General features: G+C 59.1%; 13 protein-coding genes. 10 read left to right on the top strand and 3 right to left on the bottom strand.

Features of this window, described 5'->3' with window-relative positions; all coding sequences use genetic code 11:
- Window positions 1-50 precede the first annotated feature (50 nt).
- Window positions 51-488 carry a universal stress protein gene (locus AC0R79_RS21165; protein WP_007953063.1) on the bottom strand — a complete coding sequence of 146 codons (438 nt, stop codon included), beginning with the start codon at window positions 486-488 and terminating at the stop codon, window positions 51-53.
- A 103-nt stretch (window positions 489-591) separates the two neighbouring features.
- On the opposite strand from AC0R79_RS21165, the gene AC0R79_RS21160 reads away from it, so the two are divergent.
- The 7 genes from AC0R79_RS21160 to AC0R79_RS21130 all read left to right on the top strand — a co-directional run bounded on the left by AC0R79_RS21160 (window position 592) and on the right by AC0R79_RS21130 (window position 9,039).
- Window positions 592-1,029, top strand: a complete 438-nt coding sequence (locus AC0R79_RS21160) for a hypothetical protein (RefSeq protein ID WP_011335196.1) — start codon at window positions 592-594, stop codon at window positions 1,027-1,029.
- 540 nt (window positions 1,030-1,569) lie between these two features.
- The gene (fadB, locus tag AC0R79_RS21155; protein ID WP_007953061.1) at window positions 1,570-3,717 is read left to right on the top strand and encodes a fatty acid oxidation complex subunit alpha FadB; all 2,148 of its coding nucleotides are present in this window, start codon (window positions 1,570-1,572) and stop codon (window positions 3,715-3,717) included.
- Window positions 3,718-3,746: 29 nt separating this feature from the next.
- The gene (gene fadA, locus AC0R79_RS21150; RefSeq protein ID WP_007953060.1) at window positions 3,747-4,922 is read left to right on the top strand and encodes an acetyl-CoA C-acyltransferase FadA; all 1,176 of its coding nucleotides are present in this window, start codon (window positions 3,747-3,749) and stop codon (window positions 4,920-4,922) included.
- 99 nt (window positions 4,923-5,021) lie between these two features.
- A complete protein-coding gene (locus tag AC0R79_RS21145; protein WP_007953059.1) occupies window positions 5,022-5,258 on the top strand; it encodes a DUF1653 domain-containing protein in 237 nt (78 codons plus the stop codon).
- Window positions 5,259-5,372: 114 nt separating this feature from the next.
- Window positions 5,373-8,003, top strand: a complete 2,631-nt coding sequence (gene topA / locus AC0R79_RS21140) for a type I DNA topoisomerase (RefSeq protein ID WP_085608207.1) — start codon at window positions 5,373-5,375, stop codon at window positions 8,001-8,003.
- Between the two features lie 171 nt (window positions 8,004-8,174).
- Entirely contained in the window at window positions 8,175-8,699 is a 525-nt protein-coding gene (locus tag AC0R79_RS21135) for a DUF6586 family protein (protein ID WP_085608208.1), read from the top strand.
- 106 nt (window positions 8,700-8,805) lie between these two features.
- The gene (locus AC0R79_RS21130; RefSeq protein WP_007953047.1) at window positions 8,806-9,039 is read left to right on the top strand and encodes a hypothetical protein; all 234 of its coding nucleotides are present in this window, start codon (window positions 8,806-8,808) and stop codon (window positions 9,037-9,039) included.
- 86 nt (window positions 9,040-9,125) lie between these two features.
- Here the strand turns inward: AC0R79_RS21130 and sulA are convergent, their stop codons facing one another.
- Together sulA and lexA are read right to left on the bottom strand one after the other, a co-directional pair.
- Window positions 9,126-9,599 carry an SOS-induced cell division inhibitor SulA gene (gene sulA, locus AC0R79_RS21125; RefSeq protein ID WP_474731600.1) on the bottom strand — a complete coding sequence of 158 codons (474 nt, stop codon included), beginning with the start codon at window positions 9,597-9,599 and terminating at the stop codon, window positions 9,126-9,128.
- A gap of 10 nt (window positions 9,600-9,609) precedes the next feature.
- The gene (gene lexA / locus AC0R79_RS21120) at window positions 9,610-10,218 is read right to left on the bottom strand and encodes a transcriptional repressor LexA (protein WP_007953044.1); all 609 of its coding nucleotides are present in this window, start codon (window positions 10,216-10,218) and stop codon (window positions 9,610-9,612) included.
- Window positions 10,219-10,448: 230 nt separating this feature from the next.
- On the opposite strand from lexA, the gene AC0R79_RS21115 reads away from it, so the two are divergent.
- The 3 genes from AC0R79_RS21115 (at window position 10,449) to AC0R79_RS21105 (ending at window position 13,075) form a co-directional block, all read left to right on the top strand.
- Window positions 10,449-11,156, top strand: a complete 708-nt coding sequence (locus tag AC0R79_RS21115) for a TetR/AcrR family transcriptional regulator (RefSeq protein WP_007953037.1) — start codon at window positions 10,449-10,451, stop codon at window positions 11,154-11,156.
- 170 nt (window positions 11,157-11,326) lie between these two features.
- A complete protein-coding gene (nagZ, locus tag AC0R79_RS21110; protein WP_169432674.1) occupies window positions 11,327-12,325 on the top strand; it encodes a beta-N-acetylhexosaminidase in 999 nt (332 codons plus the stop codon).
- Between the two features lie 12 nt (window positions 12,326-12,337).
- Complete coding sequence (locus AC0R79_RS21105; RefSeq protein WP_127799040.1) at window positions 12,338-13,075, top strand: S-methyl-5'-thioinosine phosphorylase; 738 nt, start codon at window positions 12,338-12,340, stop codon at window positions 13,073-13,075.
- The last annotated feature ends 11 nt before the right edge of the window (window positions 13,076-13,086 follow it).

The following is a 13,086-nucleotide window of genomic DNA, read 5'->3' as shown; positions in this document are numbered from 1 at the left end:
CGTCCAGTGATGGGCGTCGGGCTTTTTTAGCTTTTCACAAGTGCCTGGGATCAGCGTTTGACCAAGTGCACCGCCAGCACATCGCAAGGTGCACCGTGCAGCACGTCGTTGGCGGTCGAGCCCAGCAACAGCGCCAGACCATGCCGGCCATGGCTGCCGACCACGATCAGGTCGCATTCCTGTTCCTTGGCGAAATGGTGGATTTCCTGACGCGGCTGGCCGTAGGTCAAGTGGCAGTTGGCGCCTTCGAGCTCGGTGTACTTGTGCTTCAGGCGTTCCAGGCGTTCCTTGGCCTGATCGAACTGCTGTTGTTGCAGTTGTGACAGATCCATCGGCACGTCACCGCCAAAGGCCATGGCCATCGGTTCAACGATATGCACCAGCGACAGCTTGGCGCCATTGCTCACTGACAGCTCTCGGGCGCGGTGGATCACAGGGTCGCACTCTTCGGTCAGATCTACGGCGACCAGGATATGGTGGTAGGGCATGAGGTGCTCCTCGTGAGGGATCAATATTGTTAAGTATGGCTGGTTTCAAGCGCATTGGTTCCAAAGTGACGCAATGGGCTCATCAAGAATCGGGAGTAGAGATATGACGGTCTGGCTGGTGGTGTCAATCCTGCTGGTGGTGTTGAGTCCCCTGGCGTGGTTGCGTCCGTCCCGTGCACAGAGTGGCCGGATAGCCTTGCGCACGGAGGCTCGACGTATCGGGCTGGCCATGCAGCTGGCGCCCCAGGAGTGGCCGCACTGGCTGAGCCAGGAGCCGCCAAACCCGTGCGCGCAATACCATCGGCCACGCCGTGGCAAGCAGCCGGCGTGCTGGACGTATTGGCAGAAATCCCCGGGTGTTTGGGTGAATCAGTGGCAGGAAGTCTGTGAGGATCCGCTGCTGCTGAATCATTTCGAAAAATTGCCGGGCAACGTTTTCAAGGTCGAGGCCGATAAGCAGATGATCGCTCTCTACTGGGGCGAGAAGGGTGATGCGTCGGTTTTGCTGGAAATCGATGCCACGCTGAAAGCACTGGCATGACTTGCAGACTTTTCGCGCTGCAACGGTGCGAAATGTCTGGCAGACGCGCAATAAAAAGCCCGACATGATTCATCGGGCGGGGTTGGCCAGGCAGGCCGGAAATTCTTTTTGGCGTTGAACCGGAGTCATCCGGTCAGCAAATCTGCGCCTGTTTTCCTTCGTAGTCCAGCCAGCGTAGCCTGTTAAACAAGGCTTGCGGTGAATTAGGGCGACTTTTCTAACTATTAATCTTATGAATGCCCTCACATGCAAGCGTGTGTGGCCGGGCTGCGTCCTACAGAAATGACCGCAAAGTCGCATTTCAACCCGTATTTAGGGCGATTGACAATTGTCGGAAATTCCGTGAAGGTGGCGTACCCAAATCAAACGGGCGTATGAATTGAGCGTTTGTATTGCAGACTGCTCCTACAGAATCCCGACTATCGCGTTGGCGGGTGTGCCGGGTGGATGGGTGTCAGCATCGACGAAAAAACGTCCTGCCGAGCCATTTGCCTGCGTCCGACGTGTACTGTTCAGCTTCCATATCGTGGAGATCAGTTGATGATTTACGAAGGTAAAGCCATCACGGTTAAAGCTCTTGAAAGTGGCATCGTCGAATTGAAATTCGACCTCAAGGGTGAGTCCGTCAACAAGTTCAACCGTCTTACCCTGAACGAACTGCGTCAGGCCGTAGACACCATCAAGGCAGATGCTTCGATCAAGGGCGTGATCGTCAGCAGTGGCAAGGACGTGTTCATCGTCGGCGCCGACATCACCGAATTTGTCGACAACTTCAAGCTGCCGGATGCCGAGCTGGTTGCTGGCAATCTCGAAGCCAACAAGATCTTCAGCGATTTCGAAGACCTCAACGTTCCGACCGTCGCCGCGATCAACGGCATCGCCCTGGGTGGCGGTCTGGAAATGTGCCTGGCAGCGGACTACCGCGTCATGTCGACCAAGGCCAAGATCGGTCTGCCGGAAGTCAAACTGGGCATCTACCCGGGCTTCGGCGGTACCGTGCGCCTGCCGCGCCTGATCGGTGCCGACAACGCCATCGAGTGGATCGCCGCCGGCAAGGAAAACCGTCCTGAAGACGCGCTGAAAGTCGGCGCCGTCGATGCCGTGGTTGCCCCTGAAAAACTGCAGGATGCCGCCCTTGAGCTGATCAAGCGCGCCGTCTCCGGCGAGTTCGACTACAAGGCCAAGCGCCAGCCCAAGCTGGAAAAGCTCAAGCTGAACGCCATTGAACAAATGATGGCTTTCGAAACCGCCAAAGGTTTCGTGGCTGGCCAGGCTGGCCCGAACTACCCGGCCCCGGTCGAAGCGATCAAGACCATCCAGAAAGCCGCGAACTTCGGTCGGGACAAGGCGCTGGAAGTCGAAGCCGCAGGTTTCGTGAAACTGGCCAAGACCTCTGCCGCGCAGAGCTTGATCGGTCTGTTCCTGAACGATCAGGAACTGAAGAAAAAGGCCAAGGCCTACGACGAAATCGCCAAGGACGTGAAGCAGGCTGCCGTATTGGGCGCCGGCATCATGGGTGGCGGTATCGCCTATCAGTCGGCTTCCAAAGGCACGCCGATCCTGATGAAAGACATCAACGAGCACGGCATTGAGCAAGGTCTGGCTGAAGCCGCCAAGCTGCTGGTCGGTCGCGTTGATAAAGGCCGCATGACCGCCGCGAAAATGGCTGAAGTGCTCAACGGCATTCGTCCGACCCTGTCCTACGGCGATTTCGGTCACGTCGACCTGGTCGTTGAAGCCGTGGTCGAGAACCCGAAGGTCAAGCAAGCCGTTCTGGCGGAAGTCGAAGACAAGGTCAAAGAGGACACCATCCTCGCATCCAACACCTCGACCATTTCCATCAGTCTGCTGGCCAAGGCCCTCAAGCGTCCGGAAAACTTCGTCGGCATGCACTTCTTCAACCCGGTGCACATGATGCCGCTGGTGGAAGTGATCCGTGGCGAGAAGTCCAGCGAGCTGGCGATTGCCACCACCGTTGCCTACGCCAAGAAAATGGGCAAGAACCCGATCGTCGTCAACGACTGCCCGGGCTTCCTGGTCAACCGTGTACTGTTCCCGTACTTCGGCGGTTTCGCCAAGCTGGTCAGCGCCGGTGTGGACTTCGTCCGTATCGACAAGATCATGGAAAAATTCGGCTGGCCAATGGGCCCGGCGTACCTGATGGACGTGGTCGGCATCGACACCGGTCACCACGGTCGTGACGTGATGGCCGAAGGCTTCCCGGACCGCATGAAGGACGACCGTCGTTCGGCCATTGACGTGCTTTACGAAGCCAAGCGTCTCGGTCAGAAGAACGGTAAAGGCTTCTATGCCTACGAGGCCGACAAGAAAGGCAAGCAGAAGAAAGTCGCCGATCCGTCGGTACTGGAAGTGCTCAAGCCGATCGTCTACGAGCAGCGCGAAGTCACTGACGAAGACATCATCAACTGGATGATGATCCCGCTGTGCCTGGAAACCGTGCGTTGCCTGGAAGACGGCATCGTCGAAACCGCTGCCGAAGCCGACATGGGTCTGGTCTACGGTATTGGTTTCCCTCCATTCCGTGGCGGTGCGCTGCGCTACATCGACTCGATCGGTGTTGCCGAGTTCGTTGCCCTGGCCGACCAGTACGCTGATTTGGGCGCGCTGTACCACCCGACCGCGAAGCTGCGCGAAATGGCCAAGAACGGCCAGAGCTTCTTCGGTTAAGCGCCCCCAACTAGAGTGAGAGTGAACTTATGAGCTTGAATCCTAGAGACGTCGTGATTGTCGACTTCGGTCGTACTCCGATGGGCCGCTCCAAGGGCGGCATGCACCGCAACACCCGAGCCGAAGACATGTCGGCGCACCTGATCAGCAAACTGCTGGAACGCAACACCAAGGTCGATCCTGCAGAAGTCGAGGACGTGATCTGGGGCTGTGTGAACCAGACCCTCGAACAAGGCTGGAACATCGCGCGCATGGCGTCGCTGATGACCCAGATCCCGCACACCTCGGCCGGCCAGACCGTCAGCCGTCTGTGCGGCTCGTCGATGAGCGCGCTGCACACCGCTGCGCAAGCGATCATGACCGGCAACGGTGACGTGTTCGTGGTTGGCGGCGTCGAGCATATGGGTCACGTGAGCATGATGCACGGTGTCGATCCGAACCCGCACATGTCCCTGTACGCGGCGAAAGCCTCGGGCATGATGGGCCTGACCGCTGAAATGCTGGGCAAAATGCACGGCATCACTCGCGAACAGCAGGACGCCTTTGGCGTGCGTTCCCACCAGTTGGCCCACAAGGCGACTGTGGAAGGCAAGTTCAAGGACGAAATTATCCCGATGCAGGGTTACGACGAGAACGGTTTCCTGAAAACCTTCGACTACGACGAAACCATTCGTCCGGAAACCACCCTGGAAAGTCTGGCGGCTCTGAAGCCGGCGTTCAATCCAAAGGGCGGCACCGTGACGGCCGGTACTTCGTCGCAGATCACCGATGGTGCTTCGTGCATGATCGTGATGTCGGCACAGCGTGCGCAAGACCTGGGCATCCAGCCTCTGGCGGTGATCCGCTCGATGGCGGTAGCGGGTGTGGACCCGGCCATCATGGGCTATGGTCCGGTACCGGCTACTCAGAAAGCACTGAAACGTGCCGGCCTGGGTATCAACGATATTGACTTCTTCGAGCTCAATGAAGCGTTCGCCGCACAGGCTCTGCCAGTGCTGAAAGACCTTAAAGTGCTCGACAAGATGAATGAGAAGGTTAACCTGCACGGCGGCGCGATCGCCCTGGGTCACCCGTTCGGTTGCTCCGGTGCCCGTATTTCCGGCACCTTGCTGAACGTGATGAAGCAGAATGGCGGCACCTTCGGGGTGGCCACCATGTGCATTGGCCTCGGCCAAGGCATCTCCACCGTCTTCGAACGCGTTTAAGCGTCTCGTCGATGGAAGCCGGGGCCAAGTGCCCCGGTTTTTGTTTTTGCGGATTTATTTTTGTTTTTATTTTGAAAAAATTTGAGTGAGGGCCGAAGCATGCCGATACAACCTGGGCTCTACCAACATTACAAAGGTCCGCAGTACCGCGTATTCAGTGTTGCGCGGCATTCCGAGACCGAAGAAGAAGTGGTCTTTTACCAAGCCCTGTATGGCGATTACGGCTTCTGGGTACGTCCCTTGAGCATGTTCCTGGAGTCCGTCGAGGTTGACGGGGAGCAGGTCCCACGCTTTGCTTTGGTGCAAGCCGAACCGAGCCTTTTTTCGAAGCCGTAAGGCGAGTGCGCGCAAAACCCTGCGCTTGACCTCACCTTGTAGCCACTATATATAGCGGTGCCGCGTCAGGCGCCAACCGCCTTTCACTTCTAGAATTCAGGAATTTTCTGATCCATGGGCAAATCGCTGGTCATTGTGGAATCCCCGGCTAAGGCCAAGACCATCAACAAGTATCTGGGCAACCAATACGTGGTGAAGTCGAGTATCGGCCATATCCGAGACCTGCCCACCAGCGGTTCGGCTAGCGCCAGCAAGGAGCCAGCCGCCAAGCGCGGGAAAGCTGCTGCGGGCGAAGCGCCAGCGCTGTCGCCGAAAGAGAAGGCGCGCAAGCAGCTGGTCTCGCGCATGGGTGTCGATCCCGAGCACGGCTGGAAAGCCAAGTACGAGATCCTCCCGGGCAAGGAAAAGGTCATCGAAGAGCTGCGCCGGCTCGCCAAGGATGCTGACACCATCTATCTCGCAACCGACTTGGATCGCGAGGGGGAAGCCATTGCCTGGCACCTGCGCGAAGCCATCGGTGGTGATGACAGCCGCTACAAGCGCGTGGTGTTCAACGAAATCACCAAGAAGGCGATTCAGGAAGCCTTCTCGGAGCCGGGCGAACTCGACATCGATCGAGTGAACGCGCAGCAGGCCCGTCGTTTCCTCGACCGCGTCGTCGGCTACATGGTCTCACCGCTGCTGTGGGCGAAGATCGCTCGTGGCCTGTCCGCCGGTCGCGTGCAATCGGTTGCCGTGAAGCTGGTGGTGGAGCGTGAGCGCGAGATCCGTGCGTTCAACCCGGAAGAGTACTGGGAAGTGCACGCCGACCTCGGCACCACCAAAGGTTCGACCGTGCGTTTCGAAGTGGCTCGCGAGAAAGGTGAAGCCTTCAAACCGCTGAACGAAGCCCAGGCTACGGCCGCGCTGGAGAAGCTCAAATCTTCCAGCTACAGCATCGTCAAGCGTGAAGACAAGCCAACCAGCAGCAAGCCGTCGGCACCGTTCATCACCTCCACACTGCAACAGGCCGCGAGTAACCGCCTGGGCTTCGGTGTGAAGAAAACCATGATGATGGCTCAGCGTCTGTACGAAGCCGGCTACATCACTTATATGCGTACCGACTCGACCAACCTCTCGGCTGATGCCGTGGCGATGGCGCGCGATTACATCGAAACCGAGTTCGGCAAGAAGTACCTGCCGGAGTCGCCGAACGTCTACAGCAGCAAGGAAGGCGCACAAGAGGCTCACGAAGCGATTCGTCCGTCTGACGCCAACACCACGCCAGCCAAGCTGGCCGGCATGGAGCGCGACGCTGAGCGCCTCTACGAGCTGATCTGGCGCCAGTTCCTGGCTTGCCAGATGCTGCCGGCGCAATACCTGTCGACCACCGTCAGCGTCGCTGCCGGCGACTTCGAGCTGCGCGCCAAGGGCCGCATCCTGAAGTTCGACGGTTACACTCGTGTGCTGCCGCAGATCACCAAGCCTGGCGACGATGACGTTCTGCCGGACATGGCGCAGGGCGACGTGATGAAGCTTATAAAGCTCGATCCGTCCCAGCACTTCACCAAGCCGCCGGCCCGTTATTCGGAAGCCAGCCTGGTGAAGGAAATGGAAAAGCGCGGCATCGGCCGTCCTTCGACCTACGCAGCGATCATCTCGACCATTCAGGATCGCGGCTACGTGACCCTGCACAACCGTCGTTTCTATTCGGAAAAGATGGGCGACATCGTTACCGAGCGTCTGTCGGAAAGCTTCTCGAATCTCATGGACTACGGCTTCACCGCCGGCATGGAAGAGAATCTCGATGACGTGGCCCAGGGTGAACGCGACTGGAAAAACGTGCTGGACGAGTTCTACGGCGACTTCAAGAAAAAACTTGAAGTGGCGGAGAATCCGGAAGCCGGCATGCGTGCCAACCAGCCGGTAATGACCGACATTCCTTGCACCACCTGCGGCCGTCCGATGCAGATTCGTACTGCATCGACCGGTGTATTCCTCGGCTGCTCGGGTTACAGCCTGCCGCCGAAAGAGCGCTGCAAGGCCACCGTCAACCTGGTGCCGGGCGATGAAATCGCGGCGGACGACGAGGGCGAGTCGGAATCCCTGGTGCTGCGCGGCAAGCATCGCTGCCCGATCTGCAGCACGGCGATGGACGCCTACCTGCTCGACGAGAAGCGCAAGCTGCACATCTGTGGTAACAACCCGGATTGCGCCGGCTACGAGATCGAAGAAGGCAGCTATCGCATCAAGGGCTACGAAGGTCCGAGCCTGGAATGCGACAAGTGCGGCAGCGAGATGCAGCTCAAGACCGGCCGTTTCGGCAAGTTCTTCGGTTGCACCAACCCGACGTGCAAGAACACCCGCAAACTGCTGAAAAGCGGTGACGCGGCGCCGCCGAAGATGGATCCGGTGAAGATGCCTGAGCTGAAATGCGAAAAGGTCAACGACACCTACATCCTGCGCGACGGTGCATCCGGCCTGTTCCTGGCGGCCAGCCAATTCCCGAAAAACCGCGAGACCCGTGCTCCGCTAGTGATCGAGATTCTGCCGCACAAGGACGAGATCGATCCGAAGTACCATTTCCTGTGCGAAGCGCCGCAGAAGGATCCGGATGGCCTGCCAGCGGTGATCCGCTACAGCCGCAAGACCAAAGAGCAGTATGTTCAGACCGAAGTCGACGGCAAGCCGACTGGCTGGAAAGCGTTCTTCGACGGTGGTAAGTGGACAGTTGAGGACAAGCGTCCGGCGAAAGCCAAGGCTTGAGCAATCGCTGATCTGAAGGTGCCCTGACTGGGCATCTTCAACACAAAAGGCCGCATGACAACCTTCGGGTTTTCATGCGGCCTTTTTGTTTAATGCTTGCGGTCAGATCGGCTGATCCATGACACTGTCCGGCCTGTGTGAAGCAATTATTTCGTTGTGGAGAGTGCCGACATGGCCCACGAACTTTATACCCGTACCAATCAGAAGATCTATTTCGCGGGTTTGTCGCTGGAAGCGCTGGCCAGGGCCGAAGAGGGGCGGGCGATGAACTCGCTGGCGCTGATTCAGGCCGGGCGCGAATCCGCACTGTTTCATCTCTACGGTGCGTTGTTGGGGCTGTGTCATGAAATCGCCGGCTTCTATCGTTTGCCGCAAGCCAATGCGTCGCGGGCGGAAACTCTGCTGACCCGCGAAGTGCTGGAGTCGATTGCCATTCCTGAGCTGGCGGAGATGATCGAGCTGGCAGGCAATCCGGAGACCTGGCTGGCTAAATTGCTGGCCGCGCACTCGGCGCTGTTTCAGCCGCCACGGGTGCCACACAAGCCGAAGGGCGATGTGACGCAGCCGTTAATTCAGGCGGTGAATCTGGATGAAGAAGAGGCGGTTGAAGAGCTGAGCCGCGAAGAGCTCGAGAGCTGGCGGCAGAACCTCAAGGGGCTGGCGATCCGTTTCCGTGAAGGCTTGAACGAGTGCTGAGGAACTGTGGACTGGCGGCGACGAGAGGCGTGCTGCTGGTCAAGATCCCGAGCGAAGCCTGAATGATGTCTATATAATCCCTGCCTTTCGTGGAGAACAGACCTATATGCCAACGTCCTTTCTAGAAATTGTCGAGCTACCAGACGGCCGAATCGAACTGCGCAGGGCCGAGGACGAGGGTTCTCTGGTGACTCTGGATTTCTCCGAGGATGCCAAGGCGTTTCTGCAAGGCCAGCACGTTGAAATTGCCAAGGCGATGTTGAGCGTCGGCGTGCAAATGGCGGGGCGTATGGTTGAAGGCGAATTCGATAAGGATGAGGGGCCGCGGGTTCTTCATTGATCCGCTGTCTGTCAGTTACTGCTCCAGATCGGCTTCTCTATCCCTGGAGAAGCCCTGCGCTTTACATGGCGCGCATTGTTGCTGAATCACCCCAAACGAATGTTCAGGCTTTGAGCGTCCCCGGTACGGGCGGCGCTGATCAGCTGTTGCCGTGATCCTGCGCTCAGTGGATTCAGCCACGTGACGACTGTGTGGCTGCGGCCCAGGCGTAATGCTTCGCAGGCCAGTTGCTGAGCGCTTTGAGCACCACGTGGTTGCAACAGCAGGATGCGTTCGCGATTCAGTCCTGCGTCCCGCAGCCAGGTCTGGGTCAGGCTGGCAGGCGGTGCAATCAGGGTGAGCCAGCGTGCATCCTGATCTTCGCTCAGTTCGCGAAGAATCGGTGCCAGCAGGTTCAGGCAGTTCCCGGCCGCACCGCGCAGTGATAGCTCGCTGAACGCTTCAGGTTCGGTATTCCACGGACGCTCGACGACATCCTTGAGGATGGGGGCGAGCGGTTGCGCCAGAAACGCTTCGAACAACGGCAGTTGTGTTTGCTGAGGTGCGTGTGGGAACTGCATAAAGCCTCCTTTAGCGGCGGATGACGCCGACACTCAAGCCTTCGATGACCAGTTCCTGGTCTTTCAGGTTGACTTCGATAGGGGCGAACTCGGGGTTTTCGGCAATCAGCCAGACTTTGCTGCCGTCACGCTTGAAGCGTTTGACGGTAACTTCGTCGCCGATCCGCGCAACCACGATCTGACCGTTGCGTGCCTCGCGGGTGGTGTGAACCGCTAGCAAGTCACCGTCGAAAATACCGATGTCCTTCATGCTCATGCCGTGGACGCGCAGCAGGTAGTCGGCGCGCGGATGAAAGAAGGCCGGGTTGATGTTGCAGGACTCTTCGATGTGCTGCTGGGCGAGAATCGGCGCGCCGGCAGCCACTCGACCGATGATCGGCAGCGTGGACTCGTCGACCTTGGCTTCGAAGCCGGGGATGCGAATGCCGCGAGAAGCGCCGGGTGTCATCTCGATCGCGCCTTTGCGGGCGAGGGCCTTGAGATGCTCTTCGGCCGCGTTGGGTGATTTGAAACCCAGTTCCTGAGCGATTTCCGCACGTGTCGGCGGGTAGCCGTTGTCTTCGAGGCAGCGTTTGATAAAGGCCAGAATCTCGGCTTGGCGTGGCGTCAGCTTAAGCATATTGATCGCTCTGTCTTTTTATACAGTGACTGGGATTATATACAGTGAAGCAGTCTTGGCAATGATCGTTTTTTGCCATGCCGCCGGACGGTCAGTGACGACGTCGATTAATGTGGCGTCCTTGTTGTGGTTAAATAACTGACCGACCATTCCCAAAACGAACTGGCAGGCTTGACAAGGCATAGGCTGAAACGTATGTTTCAAACAAGTGTTTGTCAGGCGGAGTAGCCATGGCCCAGTCGGAAACCGTTGAACGCATTCTTGATGCTGCAGAACAGCTGTTCGCGGAAAAAGGTTTCGCTGAAACCTCATTGCGTCTGATCACCAGCAAGGCAGGGGTCAACCTCGCTGCGGTGAACTATCACTTCGGCTCGAAGAAGGCGCTAATCCAGGCGGTTTTCTCGCGCTTCCTCGGTCCGTTCTGCATCAGCCTCGACAAAGAGCTGGAGCGCCGCCAGGCCAAGCCAGAGAACAAGCCCTCGCTCGAAGAGCTGCTGGAAATTCTCGTCGAGCAAGCGCTGGTGGTGCAGCCACGTAGCGGCAACGATCTATCGATTTTCATGCGCTTGCTCGGTCTGGCATTCAGTCAGAGCCAGGGCCACCTGCGCCGTTATCTGGAAGACATGTACGGCAAGGTATTCCGTCGCTATATGTTGCTGGTGAACGAAGCCGCGCCGCGCATTCCTCCGATCGAACTGTTCTGGCGTGTGCACTTCATGCTCGGTGCTGCAGCATTCAGCATGTCGGGTATCAAGGCCTTGCGCGCGATTGCCGAGACCGATTTCGGTGTCAACACCTCCATCGAACAGGTGATGCGTCTGATGGTGCCGTTCCTGGCAGCCGGCATGCGTGCCGAAACCGGCGTCACCGACACGGCCATGGCCACTGCGCAGTTGCGACCACGCAGCAAATCCGCGCCGGCACCTGCCAAGGTTTAACCGTCCATGGGTGGGCGCGGCAGCTGACATCCGCTAAGCTAGCCGCCCATGTCGACTCTCGTTCTGAACCCGTTTCTCATTGAAATCACCGACCCGCCGGGCAATGCCCCAGGCGGTGATTTCGTGAGCGACGGGTTTTTCGTTTCCAAGGAATCTCTATGACTGCTGGCCTGCAAGGCTCGTTGATGGTGGACGTCGCCGGTACCTGGCTGACGGCCGAAGATCGCCAATTATTGCGCCAGCCCGAAGTGGGCGGCCTGATCATCTTTGCCCGCAACATCGAGCATCCGCGCCAGGTGCGCGAGTTGAGCGCGGCGATCCGTGCCATTCGTCCGGACTTGCTGTTGGCTGTCGATCAGGAAGGCGGTCGCGTCCAGCGTCTGCGTCAGGGCTTCGTGCGTCTGCCAGCCATGCGCGCCATCGCTGACAACCCGAACGCCGAGTATCTGGCCGAGCAATGCGGCTGGATCATGGCCACCGAAGTGCTGGCGGTCGGACTCGACCTAAGCTTCGCGCCGGTGCTGGATCTGGATTACCAGCGCAGCGCCGTCGTCGGCACCCGCTCGTTCGAAGGTGACCCGGAGCGCGCCGCGCTACTCGCCGGTGCTTTCATCAAAGGCATGAACAGCGCCGGCATGGCTGCCACCGGCAAGCATTTTCCCGGCCACGGCTGGGCGGAAGCCGACTCGCACGTCGCGATTCCCAACGACGAGCGCAGCCTCGAAGAGATTCGCGCCAACGACCTCGTGCCGTTTGCCAGACTCAGCAAGCAACTGGCCGCCGTCATGCCGGCCCACGTGATTTATCCGCAAGTCGATGCGCAGCCCGCCGGTTTCTCCCGGCGCTGGTTGCAGGACATCCTGCGCGGCGAGCTGCAGTTCGACGGCGTTATCTTCAGCGATGACCTGTCGATGGCCGGCGCGCATGTAGTGGGCGACGCCGCCAGTCGTATCGAAGCCGCGCTCAGTGCCGGTTGCGACATGGGCCTGGTGTGCAACGATCGTGCAGCCGCCGAGCTGGCCCTGAGCGCCGCGCAGCGCATGAAGGTCAAGCCGTCGCCGCGTATCGCACGCATGCGCGGTCAGGCATTCGCCAACACCGAATACCGTCAGGATCCGCGCTGGCTGACCGCTGTCGGCGCGCTCAAAGACGCTCAACTGATCGATTAAGGATTTTTCGCTATGACGGTTTACGCAATCATCGGCGGCACTGGCCTGACCCAGCTGGAAGGCCTGAACATTCGTCAGTCGCTGGCGGTGGATACGCCTTATGGCGCGCCATCGGCCGAGGTCCAGATTGGCGAATACGCCGGCAAGGAAGTGCTGTTCCTCGCTCGTCACGGTCACCCGCATCGCTTCCCGCCGCACAAGGTCAACTACCGCGCCAACCTGTGGGCGTTGAAGCAGGCCGGGGCCGAAGCGATCATCGCGGTCAACGCCGTGGGTGGGATTCATCCTGCAATGGGCACCGGACATTTCTGCGTGCCGCATCAGATCGTGGACTACACCAGCGGTCGCGAGCACACCTATTTCGCCGATGACCTGGAACATGTCACACACATCGACTTCAGCTTTCCCTACAGCGAACCGCTGCGTCAGCAATTGATTGCTGCGTTGGCCGCCGAAGGTTGCGAGTACAGCGATCAAGGCGTTTACGCCTGCACCCAGGGCCCGCGTCTGGAAACCGTGGCCGAGATTGTGCGTTTGGAGCGTGATGGCTGCGACATCGTCGGCATGACCGGCATGCCGGAAGCGGCGCTGGCTCGTGAGCTGGATCTGGATTACGCCTGCCTGTCGCTGGTGGTGAACCCGGCCGCGGGCAAGACCACTGAAGTGATCACCATGGCCGAGATCGAGCAGGCGTTGCACGATGGCATGGGCAAGGTGAAGTCGACGCTGGCGCGCGTACTCAAGGGCTGAGTCTGGCTGCG

This window comes from Pseudomonas sp. HD57-3, from assembly GCF_056113135.1.
The sequence above is the reverse complement of the archived record's forward strand: the minus strand, read 5'-3'. Positions and strand labels throughout refer to the sequence as shown.